General features: G+C 43.4%; 19 protein-coding genes and 2 tRNA genes. 7 read left to right on the plus strand and 14 right to left on the minus strand.

The window, feature by feature from the left end; genetic code table 11:
* Positions 1–60: 60 nt before the first annotated feature.
* Together htpX and KUG37_RS01550 are read right to left on the minus strand one after the other, a co-directional pair.
* Positions 61–966 carry a protease HtpX gene (gene htpX / locus KUG37_RS01545; protein ID WP_216933914.1) on the minus strand — a complete coding sequence of 302 codons (906 nt, stop codon included), beginning with the start codon at positions 964–966 and terminating at the stop codon, positions 61–63.
* Between the two features lie 176 nt (positions 967–1,142).
* On the minus strand, positions 1,143–2,018 hold the full coding sequence (locus KUG37_RS01550; protein WP_216933916.1) for a lytic transglycosylase domain-containing protein: 876 nt from the start codon (positions 2,016–2,018) through the stop codon (positions 1,143–1,145).
* A gap of 500 nt (positions 2,019–2,518) precedes the next feature.
* Between KUG37_RS01550 and ttcA the strand changes: the two genes are divergently transcribed.
* Together ttcA and KUG37_RS01560 are read left to right on the plus strand one after the other, a co-directional pair.
* On the plus strand, positions 2,519–3,445 hold the full coding sequence (gene ttcA / locus KUG37_RS01555) for a tRNA 2-thiocytidine(32) synthetase TtcA (RefSeq protein WP_216933918.1): 927 nt from the start codon (positions 2,519–2,521) through the stop codon (positions 3,443–3,445).
* 207 nt (positions 3,446–3,652) lie between these two features.
* Complete coding sequence (locus KUG37_RS01560; protein WP_004280536.1) at positions 3,653–4,039, plus strand: SCP2 sterol-binding domain-containing protein; 387 nt, start codon at positions 3,653–3,655, stop codon at positions 4,037–4,039.
* Positions 4,040–4,136: 97 nt separating this feature from the next.
* Here KUG37_RS01560 and KUG37_RS01565 read toward each other — a convergent pair whose 3' ends face one another.
* On the minus strand, positions 4,137–5,252 hold the full coding sequence (locus KUG37_RS01565; protein WP_216933921.1) for a transglycosylase SLT domain-containing protein: 1,116 nt from the start codon (positions 5,250–5,252) through the stop codon (positions 4,137–4,139).
* A 363-nt stretch (positions 5,253–5,615) separates the two neighbouring features.
* Here KUG37_RS01565 and greB point away from each other — a divergent pair, with 363 nt between their 5' ends.
* The 5 genes from greB (at position 5,616) to epmA (ending at position 8,865) form a co-directional block, all read left to right on the plus strand.
* On the plus strand, positions 5,616–6,110 hold the full coding sequence (gene greB / locus KUG37_RS01570) for a transcription elongation factor GreB (protein WP_216933923.1): 495 nt from the start codon (positions 5,616–5,618) through the stop codon (positions 6,108–6,110).
* An 88-nt stretch (positions 6,111–6,198) separates the two neighbouring features.
* Positions 6,199–6,289 (plus strand) — tRNA-Ser (locus tag KUG37_RS01575).
* A gap of 267 nt (positions 6,290–6,556) precedes the next feature.
* Positions 6,557–6,647: transfer RNA gene (locus KUG37_RS01580), tRNA-Ser, on the plus strand.
* A gap of 179 nt (positions 6,648–6,826) precedes the next feature.
* Positions 6,827–7,894 (plus strand): 4-phosphoerythronate dehydrogenase, encoded by a 1,068-nt coding sequence (locus KUG37_RS01585; protein ID WP_216933925.1) that lies wholly within the window; start codon positions 6,827–6,829, stop codon positions 7,892–7,894.
* Complete coding sequence (epmA, locus tag KUG37_RS01590; protein ID WP_216940105.1) at positions 7,891–8,865, plus strand: EF-P lysine aminoacylase EpmA; 975 nt, start codon at positions 7,891–7,893, stop codon at positions 8,863–8,865. Before KUG37_RS01585 ends, epmA begins: the two co-directional genes overlap by 4 nt.
* A 102-nt stretch (positions 8,866–8,967) precedes the next feature.
* On the opposite strand, the gene KUG37_RS01595 is transcribed toward epmA, so the two are convergent.
* From KUG37_RS01595 to KUG37_RS01645, 11 genes are all read right to left on the minus strand, one after another.
* Complete coding sequence (locus tag KUG37_RS01595) at positions 8,968–10,203, minus strand: multifunctional CCA addition/repair protein (protein ID WP_216933930.1); 1,236 nt, start codon at positions 10,201–10,203, stop codon at positions 8,968–8,970.
* Between the two features lie 94 nt (positions 10,204–10,297).
* On the minus strand, positions 10,298–12,577 hold the full coding sequence (locus KUG37_RS01600; protein ID WP_216933932.1) for an NADP-dependent malic enzyme: 2,280 nt from the start codon (positions 12,575–12,577) through the stop codon (positions 10,298–10,300).
* A 140-nt stretch (positions 12,578–12,717) separates the two neighbouring features.
* Positions 12,718–15,594, minus strand: coding sequence for an EAL domain-containing protein (locus tag KUG37_RS01605; RefSeq protein WP_216933934.1), 2,877 nt, complete (start codon positions 15,592–15,594; stop codon positions 12,718–12,720).
* A gap of 176 nt (positions 15,595–15,770) precedes the next feature.
* Entirely contained in the window at positions 15,771–16,481 is a 711-nt protein-coding gene (locus KUG37_RS01610) for a 16S rRNA (uracil(1498)-N(3))-methyltransferase (protein WP_216940107.1), read from the minus strand.
* 36 nt (positions 16,482–16,517) lie between these two features.
* Complete coding sequence (gene metF, locus KUG37_RS01615) at positions 16,518–17,354, minus strand: methylenetetrahydrofolate reductase [NAD(P)H] (protein WP_216933939.1); 837 nt, start codon at positions 17,352–17,354, stop codon at positions 16,518–16,520.
* Between the two features lie 217 nt (positions 17,355–17,571).
* Entirely contained in the window at positions 17,572–18,954 is a 1,383-nt protein-coding gene (gene ahcY, locus KUG37_RS01620; protein ID WP_216933941.1) for an adenosylhomocysteinase, read from the minus strand.
* A gap of 368 nt (positions 18,955–19,322) precedes the next feature.
* Positions 19,323–19,841: a tetratricopeptide repeat protein gene (locus KUG37_RS01625; protein WP_216933943.1), complete on the minus strand. Its 519-nt coding sequence runs from the start codon at positions 19,839–19,841 to the stop codon at positions 19,323–19,325.
* Positions 19,842–19,939: 98 nt separating this feature from the next.
* Complete coding sequence (locus tag KUG37_RS01630) at positions 19,940–20,278, minus strand: DUF3325 family protein (protein WP_216933945.1); 339 nt, start codon at positions 20,276–20,278, stop codon at positions 19,940–19,942.
* Positions 20,275–21,969 carry a PepSY domain-containing protein gene (locus tag KUG37_RS01635; RefSeq protein ID WP_216940109.1) on the minus strand — a complete coding sequence of 565 codons (1,695 nt, stop codon included), beginning with the start codon at positions 21,967–21,969 and terminating at the stop codon, positions 20,275–20,277. The genes KUG37_RS01630 and KUG37_RS01635 overlap by 4 nt, the downstream gene beginning before the upstream one ends.
* Position 21,970: 1 nt before the next feature.
* The gene (locus tag KUG37_RS01640; protein WP_216933947.1) at positions 21,971–22,327 is read right to left on the minus strand and encodes a hypothetical protein; all 357 of its coding nucleotides are present in this window, start codon (positions 22,325–22,327) and stop codon (positions 21,971–21,973) included.
* Between the two features lie 122 nt (positions 22,328–22,449).
* Positions 22,450–22,700: IS30 family transposase (locus tag KUG37_RS01645; RefSeq protein ID WP_216935223.1), on the minus strand; the 251-nt coding region annotated here is incomplete at its 5' end.

A 22,700-nucleotide genomic window follows, 5' to 3' on the forward strand; every position in this document is an offset into this window, starting at 1 on the left:
GAATCCCGTAAAAAAAGCCTGCAATTGCAGGCTTTTTTTGAATCAGCGAAATAATATCATTTAAGCACAATCAAGTTGTTGTAATGCAGCAACACGCTGTTCGATGCTTGGATGCGTCTGGAACAATGCAGCAAGGCTAAAGCCTTCTTCTTTACCGGCAGAAATCGCAAAAGCTTTCATTTCTTTCGGCATGGCATCTGGCATTTCAGATTCTGTCTGTAAACGTAACAGTGCTGAAATCATGGCCTGTTTACCTGCCAAACGTGCACCGGCTTCATCGGCACGGTATTCACGGTGGCGAGAGAACCACATCACAATGGACGATGCTAGAATACCGAATACGATATCCAGCACAATGGTGATCACAAAATAGGCAATACCCGGTGCTTCACCTTCTTCACGACCAAAGACATTGCGGTCAATAAAATCACCGGCGACACGTGCGAAGAACATGACGAAGGCGTTCACAACACCCTGGATCAGTGCCAGAGTGACCATATCACCATTGGCTACATGACCAATCTCATGCGCCAATACTGCACGAAGTTCGTCTTTGTTCATACGCTCAAGCAAGCCGGTGGATACTGCAACAAGAGCATCATTTTTGTTCCATCCAGTGGCAAAAGCATTGGACTGATAAGATGGGAAAATACCCACCTCTGGCATTTTAATGCCTGCACGCTGAGAAAGTTGTGCAACTTCATGGAGCAACCAGGCTTCAGCTTGGTTACGAGGTGCATTCGGGTCAATCAATTCAGTACCCGTGGTCTTTTTCGCCATCCATTTAGACATGAACAGGGAAATCATTGAGCCGACCATACCGAACACAAAACAGATGACCAACAGGTTGCCTAGATTCAAGCCACCTGCGCCATGGTAACTACCGACACCGAAGAGTGACAAGATAATGCCAGCTACAACCAGTACCGCGAGGTTGGTTAGCAAGAACAAACCAATCCGCATCATTGAGAAATCCTCTTATTACATAAAAATAATCTGATTATTGAATGAAAATCATTGAAATCAATATGAGGTGAAATCGAGAAGAATTCAAGGAAAAAATAGCAATTGGCTACAAAAAATACAGTATATTTTTTATCCAAACTACAACATAGGTCTTTAAAAACAAAGCTGTTTAGCTACTATTCACTCAAATATATTTTTGCCGATGCCGATGCATTCGCAGTGGCATAAGAGCCTGCGGGTACATCAGTGAAACTGCCATCCGCTCGTGCAATGATCTGACGCTGATATTTTGCAGCCTGAATATTGGAAGCTGCCGTTATTTCAGTGGAGTAATTTTCAGAACTGGCAATCACACGACCAGTATCAGTAGAAGGTGCTGTATAGGCAGCAGTATGACTTCCTATTCCTTGGGCGTATAAGTTCTGATAACGGCTGCTGACACGACGGACATAGTCTTGGGTTTCACGAAAAGGCGGCACACCCTTATATTTGGCGACATTGCCTTCACCTGCATTGTAGCCTGCCAGTGCCAAGGTGGTATTACCATTAAAACGTTTTAATAACCACGCCAGATATTTGGCACCTGCCATAATATTCTGCTGCGGATCATAGGCATTGCTGACATTAAAACGACGAGCAGTTGCCGGCATGAGCTGCATCAGGCCTTGTGCACCGACTGGAGAACGGGCCTGTACATTAAAACCGGATTCGGTATGCATCACGGCTTTAATCAGGCCTTCAGATACGCCGTAGGTTTGCGCTGCCTGGCGAATAATCGAGTCGTAGGCATTTTTATTTCTACTATAGCTAGGCAATACCGAAGCTTCACTAGCGCCCCAGTTACTATAACTATGAATATTGCTGTCTGGATAATAGGTTTTCTTCTCAACCTTGAGGTGATTATAGCGACTTTTCTTATTGGTCAACAAAGTACTGCCATTACTGTCACGTAACTGATAGATCGTTTGACCAGCATAAGCGAAGTGACAACAGCTTGCCAATAGCAAACCACTGATCCCGTAACGCCCCATAACATGTAAATTTATTTTCATTGTTAGTATGAAGTAAACACAAGTGTGAAAAATTTAATAAAGAGTTTAACAAAAAATTACGGAATGAAAAGACTTGTACGCTGCATTTATAAACGAGTTTGTAAATGCAAGTCATTTTTTACATTTTAGTCATAGAAAAAAAAATATGATTTAATTTAAAACCTTAGGGTTGACAGGTTTAACTCGTTGATTTTTAAAGATAATTAAATTGATCAAAAAATGATCAATTTAAAGAAAAGCCTTATCTTTTGAGCCGGACAAGTTGTCAAGTCGGTTTCAATCCACAAAGTTATCCACAGCTTTTGTGGACAACTGTGGAAAAGTCCAAAAGATAAGCATCTTGACTAAAAAGTGAACGCAAATGTTCAACATATCAATCTAAATAAAACATGAAAATGAAACCAATGAGACATTTTCATGAAAATAAATTCTTTTGATGCGATAGCGGTTCGAATCGGCTAAAATTGCGCGGTATTTTTATTTATGGGTTAATCGCGTCTATGTACTCGCCAGTTGAGTCTGAACAAGGATTTAATTTCAAACCTGAACTGCCAACAAGCTCCGCCTACTACCGTTTGTTGAAGAAGCTTCGCCGCCAGGTCGGACATGCTATTCGTGACTTCAAGATGATTGAAGAAGGCGATAAGGTCATGGTGTGTATTTCAGGTGGTAAAGACAGTTACACCCTGTTAGATATCATGCTGCAGTTCAAGCGCATTGCACCGATCAACTTTGATGTGGTGGCTGTCAATCTGGACCAGAAACAGCCTGGCTTCCCGGAAGATGTATTACCGCGTTATTTAGAAGAAAATAACATTCCGTATTACATCTTGGAAAAAGATACCTACAGCATTACCAAGAAGTTAACGCCTGAAGGTAAAACCTATTGCGCAGTTTGTTCTCGTTTGCGTCGTGGTTCTCTGTATGGTTTTGCACAGGAAATTGGCGCGACCAAGGTTGCTTTAGGTCATCACCGTGACGATATCCTGGCGACTTTCTTCCTGAATCTGTTCCATGGCGGCAGCCTGAAAGCAATGCCACCAAAACTGTTGTCTTCAGATAAGAAGAATATTCTGATTCGTCCACTGGCTTATGTGGAAGAAAAAGACATCATCAAATATGCAGAAATGCGTCAATTTCCAATTATTCCATGTAATTTATGTGGCTCTCAGGACAATCTGCAGCGCGCAATTATCAATGACATGTTACGTGATTGGGATAAAGCGCATCCAAAACGTTTGCACAGTATTTTTGGCGCATTGCAAAATGTCTCGCCATCGCAGCTGGTCGATCGTGAATTATTTGATTTTGAAGTGCTAGACAGCCAGCGTGAATTCGACTTCAAAGGCAGTGATTCAACTGAAGAAGCCGTGGAAGGCGAAAACCGCCGGATTAATATGGTCAATCTGGGTTTTGCTGCAGAATAGTTTTAGAATTTGCAGACATCGACCTGCGGGTTGATGTCTGTGCTGTAAATATAAATAAAAATAGAACTACAAAAATTGAACGGCGCGTACAAAATTCGTTAGCCTTTGCGCTAATGATCATGATATAACAAAGCACAAGCATAATAGCTTCAACATGATGTCGTCTGGATAGCCGACACAAATGAACAAATAATTTGAGGAAAGATCATGCCTGCTTTTTTAACTGATGATTGGTTTTCAACTGTAGAAACTCTAACTGCGCAAGCTGGCGATTTGAATCTGCCACCGGCTTTGGCGAACCTTGCGATTAATTTGGTTGTAGCAGACACTACAGGTAATACTGAACTATCTTTAGATGGTGGGGCAATCAAAAAAGGTTTGTCTTCAAATGCCAAAACCACGTTGAATATGGATGGCGAGACTTTACGTAAAGTTTTCCTGGAATTTGACATGGCTGCTGCAATGCAGGCGTTCATGACCGGAAAAATCAAAGTACAGGGTGATATGTCACAATTGATGGCACTTCAAACTGCAAAACCAAGTCAGGAACAAAAAGATTTGTTCAAGAAAGTGCTTGAAAATACCACGGCATAATTCTTGCTGAGACATCAGCCAGAATGAAGACGAAAAAAAGCTTACCCTAAGGTAAGCTTTTTTTATCGCATTTGCATCAATGCTAAGGATTCAAACCTTAGATATTCACCAATTGAGGTGTGGTCTTGATATGCTCTAGATAAGCACGAATACGGGTCACATATTGCACCGCTTGACGGTAACGACCATTATTGGCTTTATTCTGATCTAGATAGGCATATAGGTTCACCCAGTTATCCGGGTTTTTGCCTTGTGACTGAATGCGTTTTTGCAGCTGATTTACTGCACCTGGGCCCATATTATAAGCGACCAGTGCAAACCAATTACGATCCGGATAAGGAATATGATCATAACGGCTGAGCATTTGATCATAATACTTGGCACCACCCTGAATGCTTTGGGTAGGATCGGTACGGTTACTCACGCCCATTGCTTTTGCTGTGCTGTTAGTCAGCATCATCAAGCCGCGGACACCTGTTGGAGAAACTGAATTCGGTTTCAGATAAGATTCCTGATAACCAATCGCAGCCAATAAATGCCAATCCAGATCATATTGCTGTGCTGTTTGTTTAAAGCTCGCTTTATAGATCGGCAGTCGGTTGCTCAAGTCACGTTGAATGGTCGTCCAAGATTCTTCTTTCACCACATTCTGATTATAAAATGAAGCAAGCTGCTTGATTGCACCGCTTTGTTTACCGTTACAGATAAACGCACTGGCAGTCTGGCTCAAAGGATCAGTAGCAGATTTAAATACCAGATTTAAATTGGTATTCAGGCCATTACTTACCAAAATAGACTGGTCTCCACACGTTGCAGAAAATGAGGTCAAGCGCTTATTTTCAATCGTGCGTATATCGGTGGTAGTCATAGCCAGATTGGCTTTGCCCTGCGCAACCCATTGCAGTGCTGTATTGTTATCAGGAACGATTTTAAAATCGAGCTTTACATTCAGACTGTTGGCATAGTTACGCACCAGATCATAACCGAAGCCATGCAGGTGCTGTCCATCCTGAAATACGGTGGTCGGATTTTCAACCGCAACTACGGTCAGCTTATTGCTATTGACCACATGATCAAACTGAAGTGTGGTCTTACTTGCATTGATACTGTGAAAGGGAATAAATACAGCGCTCAGTACAAGTGCTTTCAAAGGGAGAGAAGAAATTACAGATCTTAGGCAAAGCCTCGACCCAGTGGATGAACTACTGTGCATGTTGTCTCCGCTACAAGTAATTTATGCCCTAAAAATCACAGCTAACACAGCCAGAAATTTTTTACAGTTTGATAAATTCAATAAGGGTTGGGCAGTCATGACGTCATTCAAAATGACAAGAGATTTAACGTGAATTATGTAGAAAAACTACATAGATTAAAAAGTAAGCATTTCCGGAAGTTGCTGGCATATTAATGATCTAAAAAACGATTGTCAAATTTTGTACACAAATTATTTTTAAAAATAATTTTAAGTTATTGATATTTAAATTAAATATTTTTGAGAATTTAGCATTGTGTTGGAAGGGTAAATAAAATAAGCTGTTTGTAAGTGCAAACACTAAAAATATGATCAGTAAAACGTATGAAATCTAACTTAATTACCCGTGCTGGACACGATAAATTGGTGGCAGAACTTAAGAATCTCTGGCATGAAGAGCGTCCGGAAATTACCAGGAAAGTGAACTGGGCCGCGAGTCTCGGCGACCGTTCTGAAAATGCAGACTACCAATATAACAAGCAAATTCTGCGTAAAATTGATCGACGCGTGAGATATCTCGGCAAGCGTCTCGAAGAGCTGAAAATTATAGATTTTTCCCCTGAACAGGAAGGAAAAGTTTATTTTGGTGCCTGGGTCGATATTGAAAACGAAGAAGGCGAACAAAAAACTGTACGCATTGTTGGTGTAGACGAAATTTATGATCATCATCCGCAGCATATTTCGATCAATTCTCCGATGGCACGCGCATTACTGGGCAAGCAGGTCGATGATGAAGCCGAGGTATTGACACCCTCCGGCAAGAAACTCTGGTTCATCAATTCAATTCGTTATGAAAAGCCAGAAAATTCAGCAGATTAATTGAATTGATTTTATTTTGTGCAGTTGATGCAGTGAAAGCATAAAAATATTTGCCAAGCGTGATTTTTGTTTATATCATGTCGGCCATGGAAGCGTGGCAGAGCGGTTTAATGCACCGGTCTTGAAAACCGACGAGGGCTTATACCCCTCCGTGAGTTCGAATCTCACCGCTTCCGCCAAATTTTAAAAACCCAGTCAAATTGACTGGGTTTTTTTATATCTCAATATTTTCCTCAATTGCGGGTCAACGTAATAAGAAATGCCTTATTTCATTTCAATACTCAGTTAAATGCAGCTCAGGACCGTTTGATCATTAAAATTTCTGAATGAAAATACACATTTCAGTATGGGTTTCGGCTGATTTTTAGCTGAATAAACCGCTTTTTATAGAAGTTTCGCTAAATTTTATTGCCAAAAATCTGATTTGTTTATATGATGGCGGCCAAGGAAGCGTGGCAGAGCGGTTTAATGCACCGGTCTTGAAAACCGACGAGGGCTTATACCCCTCCGTGAGTTCGAATCTCACCGCTTCCGCCAAATTTTAAAAACCCCAGTCGAAAGATTGGGGTTTTTCTTTTTAGGCAGCATTTATTCAACAATTTATTCATCAATAACCAGCTCATAGCTCAAAGTTTGAAAAATGGACGCATGTGCCAAATATAGAGTCAGAGACATCAACGCGGTATCATATGCCCAAGTATCATATGGATCTCATTATGAAAATTGTCGCAGATGAAAATCTGGCATTTACCGATTATTTCTTTTCTGAATTTGGTGATATTCAACATCGTGCAGGCCGTACCTTAAGTGCAGAAGATGTGCAGGATGCAGATGCGTTATTGGTACGCTCAGTGACACAGGTCAATGAAGCACTGCTACAGAATAGTTCGATCAAGTTTGTAGGTAGTGCCACTATTGGTACGGATCATTTGGATATTGCAGCATTGGAACATCATGGAATTCAGTGGAGCAATGCAGCGGGCTGTAATGCGCAAGCAGTGGCTGAATATGTGATTACCGCATTACTGCATGTACGTCCTGAGTTAGTGGAGGCCAATACAACATTTACGCTGGGTATTGTTGGTTTGGGTAATGTTGGAACCCGTCTGGCTTATATGGCGAAACTTTTGGGTTGGCGAGTGATTGGCTATGATCCTTTGGCTCAAAGAGAGCAGGTCGATCAAGTTGAATTGAATGAGTTGTTACAGCAAGCGGATGCGATTTCGATTCATGTACCTTTAAGCAAAACAGGTGTATATCCGACGTATCATTTATTCAATGCTGCTGCGTTGGCACAAATGCAACCTGATGCGATTCTGATTAATTCAGCACGCGGCCCAGTGATTGAAGAAGCCGTGCTGATTCAGGATATCAAAGCTACGCAACGAACCGTGATTTTAGATGTTTTTGAACACGAACCGGTAATTTCAGCAGAACTTCTGGATCTGCTGACCGTGGTGACTCCGCATATTGCCGGTTATAGCCTGGAAGGCAAGGCGCGTGGTACTCAGATGATCTATGAAGCCTTTTGTCAAACTTTTGGTTTTTCAGCCAATAAGCAGTTTGAAACCCAGCTACCTGTCTGCGAGCAGTTTTTCCAAAATCAGGATTTAAAAATGGTGCTACAGCAGCATTTAGCACAAATTTATAATATTGCCCGAGATGATCAAAATCTGCGTGATTGGGTCAAGGATGGTCAGGTAGATCAGCAAGCTTTTGATCACTTAAGAAAAACCTATCCGCTGCGTCGTGAGTGGGCTGCACATGGCGGACCAAAAGCATGACTATGACTTATCAGCCGACTTGTGACATGAATGCCATGCGTGCACGAGCCACTTTATATGCGCAAATTCGTCAGTTTTTTGCCGAACGGGATGTATTAGAAGTCGAAACGCCGATTTTATCTCAAGCGGGTGTGACCGATGTGCATCTGGCCTCGGTACAGGCGCAGCGTCATGTACTGGGTAAAGCGCATACGCATTATTTGCAGACCTCGCCTGAATTTGCCATGAAGCGCTTATTGGCCAGTGGCTCTGGACCCATTTATCAGATCTGTAAAGTCTTCCGTGATGATGAGCATGGGCGTAAGCACAATAGTGAATTCACCATGCTGGAATGGTATCGTCCGGGCTTTAGCCTGAAAGATCTGATATTTGAAGTAGCCGATCTGCTTAATGTGACTCTTAAAGCGCGTTTTGGTGAAATTCGTCCAACCATTTTAAGCTATAAACATGCCTTTATGGATCGTCTGGATATCAACCCATTACAGGCTACCTTGCAGGAACTGAAAGACTGCTGTCGCCGTGTCGGTTTAAGTCTGAATTTGGGTGATGATCGTCTTGGCTATATCGACCTGTTATTTTCACATATGGTTGAGCCAAGTCTGGGTTTTGATACCGCAGTATTCCTGACCGATTTTCCGCCTGAAATGGCCTCACTGGCGAAAACCCGAATTGATGAAGATGGTGAACTGGTCGCTGCACGTTTCGAGTTGTATATCGAAGGTTTAGAATTGGCCAATGCCTATGATGAGCTGATTGATGCCGAAGTTTTGCGCTCACGCTTTGAGGCGGATAATGCAGAGCGGGCCAGACTTGGACTGCATGTCATGCCTGTCGATGAGTATTTACTGGCAGCTTTACCCAATATGCCGGAATGTGCAGGGATTGCTTTAGGGATTGACCGCTTATTGATGATTGCAACCCAGCAGATGAAACTGGAGCAGGTGATTACTTTCCCGGCACCTATTTCCTGATAGAGATTTGAATTTTTCTTCATCTTTTCAGAGGAAATAGAGAGTTGAGTTTCTGCACAAGGCGATTAGGGCAATAAAAAAGCACCCTCGGGTGCTTTGTCTTTATTCGATGGATACTGTTTGTTGGGCTTTGAGCTCACCGAGTGCCTGAATACGCCGTTCAATCAGCATTTCACCAATATCCGGACCCTGAATATCGGCAGGCAGGTCTTGTGCCTTGATAGCACGTACAGTCTGTATGGCATCAAGCATATATTGCGCTTGTGGATAGGCACGATCTTCTAAACCCAGACGGCCACGTGAATCACATTCACAAGCCTGTACAAAAGCTTCAACACGTTCAGGACGACGTAATACATCCAGGCGTTGTAATAATCGCCATAAAGTTCCCGGTTTAAGATTGAACGCCTGATGGCATTTCAGATGCTCTTTGCACACCGCCAAAGCCAGTTGCTTGGTATAAGTCGGCACTTTTAAACGGTCACACAGTTCATTCACCGGCTGGATACCACGTTCTTCATGCATGATATGTCGCGGTAATTCTTCCACCGGAGTCAAAGCTTTGCCCAAGTCATGCACTAAAACGGCAAAACGGACATCCAGGCTATAGTTTTGACGACAAGCCTGCTGCAAGGACATCATGGTGTGAATACCACAGTCAATTTCCGGATGATATTCAGGACGTTGGGGAATGCCATATAAGGCATCAATCTCTGGGAATAGCACCTTTAAAGCACCACACTGGCGTAATACTTCAAAATACACATCAGCATGACGTTCGGATAAAGCACGGGAAGTTTCTTTCCAGACACGTTCAGGTATGAGTGCATTTAATTCGCCGGATTCAGTCAAGCGCTGCATCAACGCCATGGTTTCATCAGCAATTACAAAACCTGCACTGGTATAACGGGCAGCAAAGCGGGCAATTCGCAGCACCCGTAATGGATCTTCAATAAAGGCATCGGAAACATGACGCAGAATCCGGTTTTCCAGATCCTGTTGACCGCCATAAGGATCATAAATCTGGCCTGCATCATCCATTGCCATGGCATTGATGGTCAGGTCACGACGGATCAGATCCTGTTCCAGGGTGACGCTAACATCGGTATGAAACTCAAAGCCATGATAACCATGCCCAGATTTACGTTCAGTACGCGCGAGGGCATATTCTTCTTTTGTTTGAGGATGTAGAAAAACAGGGAAATCTTTGCCTACGGGCTGATAGCCTAAGTCAAGCATTTGCGCGGGAGTTGCACCAACGACGACATAATCTTTTTCGTGATAGGGGTGTCCGAGCAAATGATCCCGAACGGCGCCGCCTACTAAATAAACTTGCATGAAAAAACCTCTATTCTTAGAAGCATCATGCTACAGAATAGAGGTTTTCTCAAGTTAAGAAACGAGGCGGATGCGTCGTTATCTTGTCATTGGCTTAAAGAGCATCTTGTTCCGCTTGCTGGATTTCTGCCACAGTCAGCGCAGTCATATTGATCACACGACGCGTGGTCGCAGTCGGAGTCAAGATGTGCACAGGTCTCGCAGCACCCAAAAGAATTGGACCAATTGTCACGTTGTTGCCTGAAGTTGCCTTTAACAGGTTAAACGAGATATTGGCAGCATCAAGGTTGGGCATGATTAGCAGGTTTGCAGAACCTTTGAAGCGTGAATTCGGAAATGCAAACTGACGAATATTCTCATCCAGTGCAGCATCACCATGCATTTCACCTTCAACTTCTAGCTCAGGCGCAATTTCAGACAGGATGTCATATACCTTACGCATTTTTTGCGCGCTGGCATCATGCTGGTCTGAACCGAAACTCGAGTGAGAAAGCAGAGCAATACGTGGTGTCATACCAAAACGGCGCACTTCTTCAGCCGCCAGAATGGTCATTTCAGCCAGCTGTTCAGCAGTTGGGTTGGTGTTGACATAGGTATCTGCAATGAACAGGTTGCGATCTTCAAGCATCAAGGCATTCAAGGTAAAGAAAGTGTTATGACCTTCTTTCTTGCCAATGATGTTGCTGACAAAGTCCAGGTGAATGTCATAGCTTGAGTAAGTACCACACAGCATACCGTCTGCCATGCCATGTTTTACAAGCATCGCTGCGATCAGGGTAGAGCGGCGACGCGCTTCACGCTGTGCATATTCAGGAGTAACACCCTTGCGCTGCATAATGTTGTAGTAATCGTCCGCAAACATTTCATAGTTCGGGTTCTTTTCCTGATCGACAATCGTGATGTTTACACCATCTTCAAGACGTAGACCCAATTTTTTGATATTGGCTTCAATTACTGCAGGACGACCTACCAGAATCGGGATTGCCAGACCGTCATCAACCGCAATTTGAACTGCGCGAAGTACACGCAGGTCTTCACCTTCCGCATAGGCAATACGTTTAGGATCAGATTTTGCCTGTTCAAAAATCGGTTTCATGACGAATGCAGAGTTGTAGACAAACTCGGACAAACGTTGACGATAATGTGAGAAATCTTTGATTGGGCGCGTCGCGACACCAGAATCCATTGCAGCTTGTGCCACAGCAGGTGCAATTTCTAGAATCAAGCGTTGATCCAGTGGACCAGGAATCAGGTATTCGCGGCCAAATGAAGCTGATTTTTCGCCATAAGTCGACGCATCTGCTTCAATGTGCGCCATACGTGCAATTGCATGGACACAGGCAATTTTCATGTCTTCGTTAATGGTGATTGCACCAACGTCCAGAGCACCACGGAAGATGTAGGGGAAGCATAATGCGTTATTTACCTGGTTCGGATAGTCAGAACGGCCAGTCGCCATAATGACGTCATCACGAACTTCATGCGCATGTTCAGGCAGGATTTCTGGATCCGGGTTCGCCAAGGCAAAGATAATCGGATCTTTAGCCATCACCTTGACCATTTCTTTGGTCAGAATACCGGCAGCGGAAAGACCAAGGAACATGTCTGCACCTGCAATCACGTCACCAAGCTGAGAGGCTTGGATATCTTGCACATAGGCTTTCTTGGATTCATCCAGACCTTCACGTTGAGTGGTAAGCAGGCCACGTGAATCGGCAACGATGATGTTCTCTTTTTTAGCGCCCAAGGCACAAAGCAGATTTAAGCAAGATAGTGCTGCTGCACCGGCACCTGAAGCCACAATTTTGATTTCATCAATTTTTTTGCCGTTTAACTGCAATGCATTCAGTAGTGCAGCACCAACAATGATTGAAGTACCGTGCTGGTCGTCATGGAATACCGGAATATTCATGCGTTCACGCAGTTTCTGTTCGATATAGAAACACTCTGGCGCCTTGATATCTTCAAGGTTAATTCCGCCGAAAGTCGGTTCTAATGACGCAATAATATCAACAATTTTGTCTGGATCGTTTTCAGCGATTTCAATGTCGAATACATCAACGCCAGCGAATTTTTTAAAGAGTACGCCTTTACCTTCCATGACCGGTTTAGAGGCCAGAGGACCAATATTACCCAAGCCCAATACCGCAGTACCATTGGTGACTACAGCCACCAAGTTACCGCGTGCTGTATACAATGCAGCAGTTGAGGGGTCGCGTTCAATCTCAAGACATGGTGCAGCTACGCCAGGCGAGTAAGCAAGGGCTAAGTCACGTTGGTTGACCAATTGTTTGCTTGGTGTAACGCTGATTTTCCCCGGAGTAGGAAATTCGTGATAGTAAAGGGCCTGTTGCTTTAAAGATTGTTCGTCCATCAGTCTCTCGATCGTTGTAAAGATTACCCGGTCAGCGGGCAAAGAATTTATTTATGTTCCTGAATATACCATTTGTTAACCAGTTCGGACAGACAAAGACGGCCGTTTTCCCAATAAACTTATTGTGGCCGAATATAGACTTAGACGTGATATGTATAAGCCTGAACTGTTTTTTCTTGCACTAAATAGGCAGTTGCTTCCTGTTCAGGAAGTGGTTTAGAAAATAAGTAACCTTGGGCGATATCACAGTCCAAATCACGTAAATATTCTAATTGGTCTTCGGTCTCGATACCTTCCGCAACCACCGTCATACCCATGGCTTTACCCATGGCCACCATAGCACTGACAATCGCTTCCTGTTTGCTTTCCCCAATCTTGCAAACAAAACTACGATCAATTTTTAAGATATCAATTGGAAAATCAGCAAGATAGGATAGAGATGAATAGCCTGTACCAAAATCATCCAGAGCAATCAGGATATGTCGCTGTTTGATTTCGTTCAGCAGGTTTTTGACTGCTTCCGAATTTTCGATTAAAGAGGATTCCGTAATTTCCAGTTCCAGACTGGCGCCTGAAATCTGGTTGTCTGCGATCGCCTGATCCAGATCATCAAGCAATTGACCGCGACGTAATTGCTGCGCCACTACATTGACTGATACACAAATATGATTAAAGCCCAGATCATTCCATTGGCGAATCTGTTTAGCAGTCTGCTGGATGACCAGACGGCCAATATCTGAAATCAGGCTGGTCTGTTCGGCTAAAGGGATAAACAAGCCGGGTGCGATAATGCCCTTTTCTGGATGGTTCCAGCGAATTAGCGCTTCAAAGCCATAAATGGTTTGATCGCTGAAATTGATTTTTGGCTGATAATATACAATCAGTTCATTATTCTGGATGGCTTTACGCAAATCCCGTTCCAGGAAAATTCCTTCTTTCTGCAATGCGTCATTTTCAATCGAATAAAAATGAATGGTATTGCCACCCAGATTTTTGGCTTCGTTCAATGCCTGTTCGGCGCAGTTATTTAAATAATCCAGCTGACGGCCATGATCCGGATAAAATGCCACGCCCATGGACAGGGTAATCACATGATCCTGACCATAAATATTAAATGGTTTGCTAAAGGCCTGAGCAATGCGTTCACAATGGTGCTGAACTGAAGGGCGAATATGTGAAATTTCATAGAGAATCGCAAAATCATCGCCATTCAGATGCGCAACAAACAGCGCTTCTGCATTTGTCATGCGCAGACGCTGCGCCACCTGACGTAAAAGCTCATCACCGCCATTATTAGACAGATACTCATTCAATGGCCGGAAGCGGTCGATGTTGAGCCGAATCACAGCCATTTCTTTGAGGGAGTCTTTTTGTGAAACCAGATATTGATGCAGCTGATAATTATAATAGAAGCGGTTTGGTAAGTCGGTCAGCGTGTCATAATTTTCCAGATAGGACAGGCGCTGTTCCTGTAATTTACGTTCAGTCAGATCCGATACAATGCCAATATAATGAGTAATCCGGCCTTCATCGTCAGTGACAGCATTAATATGCAGCCATAAGGTCGATTCTTTGCCAGACAGAAATTTTGCATACACCTCTCCATCATAAGAGCCAATCTTCTGGATCTGTTTGACAATGTTGGCCTGAAAAGTGCGTTGTTGGGATTTGTTTTTCACCACAATATCAAATAAGGATTTACCGATCATCTCGTGGCGCTCAAAACCACTCAGGTATTGGTAGTGAGGATTCACATCGATATAATCTAAATCAGGATTTAAAATGAAAATCCCTTCAGCGGCCTGTTCCAGTACACTGGCAACCAGCTTTAAACGTTCTTGAGCCAGGCGTTCCTGCTGGATATCCCGACGGATGCCGACCATTCGCAAAGGTTTATTGTTGTCGGGATCACGACTGATGACACGGCCAATATCATGTACCCAACTCCAGCCCCCTTCACTAAGCTTGATCCGGTAAGTGGCATCAAAGCGTTCAATCTGGCCACGCAGATGCTGTTTCATACTCAGCTTAAAATAGTCCAGATCCTCTGGGTGAATCAGATGCTGTAATTGCAGATGATGATCTTTGGAATTGCGCAGAATCTTTTCATCTTTATGGTTGGTTAGCGTGATGCTGCGCGCTTGAATATTCCAGTCCCAGGGGCGAATACCGGCAATTTTATGTGCAAGTTCCAGGTCTTGCTGCTTATTCTGCAGGTCATGATTGATCTGCTCAATATCATAAGTACGTTCCCTTACTTTTTGTTCCAGCAATTGATTGCTGAGCTGTAATTGCAGTTCGATGTCTTTGGATTTATTAACTTCAGTTTTGAGTTGTTGACAGAGTTCATCAGTCCAATGGATCTGCTGTTCTGCATTTTTCACCAGAATATCATTTTCTGCATACAGGCGTGAGGTGCGGCTGTGAATTCGGTAACTACTCATCGCACACAGCAAAATCACAATCATGGAAAAATTTAAAGCCAGCGCAAAGAAAGGATTAGAATGACCTACCTGATAAATTTGTGACAGTAAAAAGGGCAGTAAAGACGGTAAAAATGCCAGGCAGAAATAGCTGAGTTTTTGGGTTAGATAAGTTAAACCAAAGGCTTGACTCACAATCAGCAGCAAGGCTGACAAGGTCAGCGCTTCAATATCATCAAAGGCTGGGTTGGCTTGAGGCAAATAATAGTAAATGGTAAAAATACCTGCCGCAATGCTGATGCCTACTGCAAGGCTTTGCACCTGTAACCAGCGGTGTGCACTCTTCTGGTTATATTGCCCAGGTTTAAAATACAGTGTACTTACTAGCCAGCACATGCTGACAAGGAGCTCGGTCAGAATAAACCAAGTATTAAAATACGTATTAGAAGGGCTATATTGAATGTGATAAATACAAAAAATATAAAAGCAGACCACCATTATACTGAGCAAAAAATAGCGACTATGGCGAAGCGTGTTCGCAATCTGAGCATCATGTAAATGCTGCTGAATATAATCGTCTGGATTATCAACCATATGATTCAATGCCTGTATTCATCCTAAACGGTTTCGTCCTTGTGTATTGTTGTTATAGAACACCCAGGAAATGTGTGAAATCAATTAATAAGTAATTGTTATTCTTTAGTCGAGATTAGATGTCTTGAAAATAAAAATCAACAAAATTAAAGACAAATTTTTACCCATTCGATGAACTAAAGCACATAATTTAAAATTGAGAGGGCAACGACAGGGGCAGTTTCGGTACGCAGTACACGCTCGCCTATACACCAGTTAAGAAAACCTTTCTGGTTTGCGGCGTTAATTTCTGCCTCACTCAGACCACCTTCGGGGCCAATCAGCAGGGCAAGATCCAATGTAGCATCTGCCAGTACATCTGTTTCGTCTTTATTGGGTGCCAAAACCAGTTTGGCATGGGGTAGTTGGGTGTCCAGCCATTTTTCAAGTGATATGGGGGCTAAAATCTTGGGGATGATATTCAGCCCACACTGTTCACAAGCGGCAATGGCAATACCTTGCCAGTGATCCAGTTTTTTCTGGTCACGATCATACTTTAAACGCATTTCGCAACGATCCGAAGTCAATAGCTGAATCTCGGATACTCCAAGTTCGACTGCCTTCTGAATTGCATAATCCATACGGTCGCCTTTACTCATCACCTGACCGAGCAAAGCCTGAAACTTGGGTGTGCGATTGGCAGGATTAAATGCATTGACTGACACGGTGGCTGACTTTTTGCTCACCTCAGTTAAAGTCACCTCATATTCGCCACCCTGTCCATTGAACAGGGTTGCATGTTCACCGACTTGTGCGCGTAAAACTTTTACCCAATGATGAAATACAGTTTCCGTAAGCTCAAGGCTGACATCAACAGTTAAATCAGCATCTATATAAAAACGTGGCATTGACAGTTCTACTCAAAAATCGGTAAAGGAAAGGGCTTAAGCTAAACCAAGATCGGTGACCAGTTGACGGGTAGGGTCAGTGGTATTCATGGTATAGAAATGCAAGCTTGGCGCACCACCTGCAAGCAGACGCTCACAGAATTTAACTACGACTTCGTGGCCAAAAGCTTTAATGCTGGCAGTATCATCGCCATAAGTTGCCAGTTGCTTACGAATCCAGCGTGGGACTTCAGCACCCGTACCATCCGCAAAACGAATCAGGTTGCTGGCATTGGTGATTGGCATAATGCCTGGTGCCACAGGAATATCAATCCCTGCTTTTTGGATACGATCTACAAAGTAAAAGTAAGCATCTGGATTGAAGAAAAACTGGGTCAAAGCTGCATTGGCACCGGCCTGAACTTTTTCAACAAAGTGCTGAATATCTTGGTCAAAGCTTTCTGCTTGCGGATGCATTTCCGGATAAGCAGCTACTTCAATCTTGAAATGATCACCTGAATATTCACGGATAAAACGCACCAAGTCAGTGGCATAAGGCAATTCACCAAGTCCAACCTGACCTGAAGGCAAGTCACCACGAAGTGCGACAATACGGTCAATGCCTTGAGATTTATACAGATCAAGCAGTTCAGCAATACGCGCTTTGTCATCACCGATACAGGACAGGTGAGGCGCGACAGGTGCGCCTTTGCCATTAAAGTCATTGATGGTCGACAGGGTGCGTTCGCGAGTTGAACCGCCTGCACCATAGGTCACAGAGAAAAATTCTGGATTTAAGTGTTGTAGTTCTTGATGAACTACTTTGAGTTTTTCCGCACCTACATCAGTTTTGGTCGGGAAGAATTCAAATGAAATTGGGATGTGCTTAGACATGTTGAAATCCTTTTTTATAAATACTTTTTACCCTCTCCCTGACCTCTCCCAAAGGGAGAGGGGTATTCATTACTGAATGATTCAGGGTTTAAGCCGAACTTATGTTTTGGAAAACGATGAAGCAATTTATATAAGTTTGGGTGTTCACCCTCTCTTGTGCTGAACTTCAAAGCAGTGCTTAAAGCACGCTCAGGAGAGGATTTAGGGGGGTGAAAAATTAGTACTTATAAGCATCCGCTTTAAATGGACCTTCAACAGGAACGCCTAAGTAATCCGCTTGCTCTTGAGTCAACTGAGTCAACACACCACCGAAACCAGCAACCATCGCCGCAGCCACTTCTTCATCTAATTTCTTAGGAAGTAGTTCTACACGAATCGCTGCCTGTTTTTGGTCTTCAGGAAGATCAGCAAATTTCTCAGCGAACAAATGCATTTGACCCAACACCTGGTTGGCAAAAGAACCATCCATGATGCGAGAAGGGTGACCCGTTGCGTTACCCAGGTTCACCAAACGGCCTTCTGAAAGAAGAATCAGATAATCGTTTTCACTTTCTGAACGATACACCTGGTGTACTTGAGGTTTCACTTCCACCCACTTGTAACCACGTAAGTAGTTGGTGTCGATTTCAGTATCAAAGTGACCGATGTTACAAACAACAGCACCTGCTTTAAGTGTATCTAGCATGGCAGCGTCACAAACGTGATAGTTACCCGTGGTGGTGACGATCATGTCGGTATTTAAAAGAAGATCAGCATTCACGTCTTCTTTTTTGCCCGTTTGTACGCCGTTTTTGTATGGAGATACGACTTCGTAACCGTCCATACAAGCTTGCATTGCACAGATAGGATCGACTTCAGATACGCGAACGATCATACCTTCTTGACGAAGAGACTGAGCCGAACCTTTACCAACGTCACCGTAACCGATTACAAGCGCACGACGGCCAGATAACAGCATATCTGTACCACGTTTGATCGCATCGTTGAGTGAGTGGCGGCAACCGTATTTATTGTCGTTTTTAGACTTGGTCACTGAATCGTTGACGTTGATTGCAGGAACTTTGAGTGAACCATCTTTCCACATTTCAAGCAGACGTTGAACACCTGTGGTAGTTTCTTCAGTGATACCGTGGATTTTGGCAATCAGTTCAGGATATTTTTCATGAACCACAGCAGTCAAGTCACCGCCATCATCCAGAATCATGTTGGCATCCCAAGGTTTGCCGTTTACATTGATTTGTTGTTCAAGACACCACATGTATTCTTCTTCAGTTTCGCCTTTCCAAGCAAATACAGGAACACCTGAAGCCGCAATTGCAGCAGCAGCATGGTCTTGAGTTGAGAAGATGTTGCATGACGTCCAGCGAACTTCTGCGCCCAATTCAACCAAAGTTTCAATTAAAACTGCAGTTTGAATGGTCATATGGATACAGCCGAGAATTTTCGCGCCTGCAAGTGGTTTTGCTGCCGAGTAGCGTTTACGCAGACCCATTAGGGCTGGCATTTCAGCTTCAGCAAGTTTGATTTCTTTACGGCCGTAATCAGCAAGTGAAATATCAGCAACTTTGTAATCTGTAAATGAAGCAGTAACCGCGTTCATCAGGATCTCCTAGGAAAAAATAGATTGGATCGTTCTGTTCGCGGATGCCGTTGTTGATCAGAATGAATGTCTGACCGATGGTCGAGCCTAGCGATTTTACATTGCTATTTTTTAAAATCAGCCTGTAAAACGTCGCAGCATCCCTCGACTAGCGCCGTATTGTACTTGGAATCTAAACATGAGCCAAGTTGAAAAAGATAATATTATTTATTTTCTGTATTTTGAGCTTTTAGTTGATCAAAAGCCTATCAGCATAAATACGGTAAATTGAATGTTTTATTTTAAGATTCTTTTGATTCTTCTGCATCACATAGCGGGCGAGTATGGGAGTTAAATAAAAAGCCCATCATCTGACGGGCTTTTTTCACTTATTTAGCTTCAGCAGCATCTGCTTTCTTAGTCCAGAACTCAGCTAGTTCTTCATCGCCATCTACACCTAAACCATTGGCATAAATAAAAGCAAGATCGCGCATGGCCTGAACTTCGCCCCATTCAGCGGCTTGTTTGACTAAAGCAATCGATTTTTCTACGTCTTTTTCAATCACATCACCGCGACGGTAGAAACCGGCCAGCTCTAAAGTCGCAGCAGGGTGCTTTTCGATATTGGCTTTACTTAACCAGTAATAGGCTAACTCAAAGTGAGCTTTGGATTCTTCAGGATCTTCTTCTGCCAATTCTTTGGCATAAACGGTATAACCTTCACCTAACCAGTACATCGCATCAACCAGTCCGCCATTGGCAGCTTTCAATGCCCACTCTTCAGCCAGAATGATGTCATCATCATGCTCGCTTTGCATATACAGTTCAGCCAGTTCGAATTGCGCTTCAGCATTACCTGCAAGGGCAAGATTGGTTAGGACAGCAGAGGGAGAAACACGCTGGGTCATATCAACATCTCAAAAATATTGTGCGTAGACTAAAAGGTTTAAAGCAAAAAAGCCAATCCAAAGATCAGATTTTCAAAAGAGATTGATAAATCAGATGATTAGATCAAGCACAGGATTCCTGAAATCAAGACGATGAGCGCACAGATCATCACTATCATTTTAATTTTGCTTTCCAGATAACTCAGACTTAAACCCACGAACAATGCTGCAAAAGTCAGACTGCCAAGCCAATAGCTGATCATATTGCTGGCTGTACCAATGCACAGGCACAGAATCAGTGCAATGATCAATATCATCCAGCCGATGATGCTGGCGAGTCTGGTTTTGGAGGCATCTAATTCTTTAGTAAAAATCTGTTTTTGATGTTTGGACATAGATGCTGCAAGCACAAAAAAACCGAGGCTGGTTAAAGCCCAAATCAATAAGAAGAACATCATGCCTGATTCCCCTTGAGAGCAGCTTTGGCCTTTTTAAGCGGCAAACCTGTATGGTTTTTAACTTTATTGAAAGCAAACCAGAACAGGATCGCAAGTACCCACATCGCCAGATCAAAAGAAGCAATCATCCACTGATCATGCAGGATACTATTCCAGATTGCTTGTCCACCGGTGAGGAAGTTCACGATTGGCAACAATGCGAATGCCACAGTTGCAAGCATTAGCAGCTCTAGCCAGGCCTGACGATGGCTACGAAGCATGGCATACAGCAACGTCAACAACCAGACGATAAAGAAGCTACGAATTTCCCAGTTTAGACGCATGTCCATGTCTGCCGGAATAAAACGGTTGGCATAAAAGTAGGCAGCACAGGCAATAGGTAAACCAATAATGGCAGCGATATTGGTCACTTCGACAAGACGATAACCAAAAGATTTATAACCTTGTTTCTGTTGTTGCGGGGCACGTTTGACACACCATAGAATCAAACCGGTCGCAATCATTAAGGTGCCCACCATACCTGACATGAACAATAACCAGCGTAGAGCTAAGTCCACGCCACGTGCTTCATGCAATGTGGTGAATACATTATAAATACCATTTGCGACTGAAGGCGTTTTCAGTGTGGTTTGATCCGGCTTTAATTCACCTGTCACGCCATTGAAAGCAAGACTCGGATAAACACTACGATAAGCCACACTGACTCCATTTAAGGCACGAAGCTCAATTTCGGCTTTAGCGGTATTTGGCTGAATAATGTTAATTGTACCAACCGGATTATTTTCCCATTCTCTCTCGGCTGTTGCCAATACTGGTGCGAGATCTGTTAATGGCACTGGGCGTGCAGCTGGAGCTTCACCCCGAGAGTGGCGACGCTCACCACGGCTTTCTCTTTCGCTACGCGGTCGACGCTGGTCACCATCACGGGATTCAGTTTGAATACTATTATCCTGAATCAAGCTCTTACGTTGATCTTGCAGAAATGCGCCACGATTTTCATAAATCTGGTTGACACCCCAAGGCATCAGGGTAAAGAGCAGAAGCAGTAAACCGCTAAAGGTAATCATGATATGAAATGGCAGGGCAAATACCGCAGTAGCATTATGTGCGTCTAGCCAGGAACGCTGACCTTTGCCCGGACGGAAAGTAAAAAAGTCTTTGAAGATTTTTTTATGGGTAATTACACCGCTGATAATCGCCACCAGCATGAGCAGGGTGGCAATACCGACAATCCAGCGCGCCCAGATCCGGGGTAGGCCATACAGTTCAAAATGGAAGCGGTATAGGAAGGAGCCACCACGTGTTTCACGGGCTTGCAAAACTTCGCCGGTTGCACTGTCAATGGTTACGCGGGTACCGCCACGACGCGCACGAGGATCTTCACCGGCACTGCGAATATTGAGTGTGGTGGTATTTTGGCGTGAGTTAGGAAGCTGGATTGCCCAGCTGCCAGCATCCGGATAATGCTGTTGCAGATAAGCCAATGCCATACGCGTCTGTTCGATCTGGGTCTTTTGCGGGACTGACTGATGAAATTCCGGTTTCATCCAGATGCTGATTTCATTCTGGAAAAAACTCAAGGTTCCGGTCAAGAAGATCGCATATAAAAGCCATCCTAAAATCAGACTGGCCCAAGTATGCAACCACGACATCGACTGGCGTGGACCTTCTTGTTTTGCATCTACTCTCATTCTAATTTCCTAGGAATTTATAGGTGATATAGAGCAAAACACTGGGAATCACGATCCCGAGCGTGGCTTTCATGGTCTTATTCACCATAAATACCCAGATAAAAGCTACAGTATTTAAGCTAAAACCAATCAGGGTGGCCGACATGGCTGCGCTGCTTCCAGCATCCATAAATAACTGGGCAATCACAATGGTTACCAGCGAGGCAAGGAGATAACCGCCGACACCCGCCAGAATAAAGCGATATAAAATCATCCCACGATAAGCCAGCATATTTGCTTTGACTTTATTTTTGCTTGATGGACTCGGTGCAGTAACTGTTCCAGTCGCTATAGCATGCATATTCGGACTATTCATCATCGAAAATTCTATTTACAAACTTATGAAGTAATTGATGAGAATGATAACAATTATTATTTATATTTTAAATAAGAAGTATAAAACTATTTATGTGAAAAATAAAAAGAACTATTTATAAGTCCTTAGATTAGCATTTGAAGTGCAACACCATGTTGTTGCCATAATACCTGACTCGGACTTTTAAAGCCGAGTCTTTTTCTTGGACGATGATTTATACGGTCAGTGATTTCTGAAATGTATTCATCTGTATATTGATTCAAGTCACTTCCTTTTCTAATGTATTGTCTGACTAAGCCATTCGTATTTTCATTCGTACCTCGTTGCCAAGCGCTATAAGGATCAGCGAAATACCAGTCTATTTCTAATTTTTGAG

The organism is Acinetobacter sp. BY419, assembly GCF_019038395.1.
Lineage (GTDB): Bacteria > Pseudomonadota > Gammaproteobacteria > Pseudomonadales > Moraxellaceae > Acinetobacter.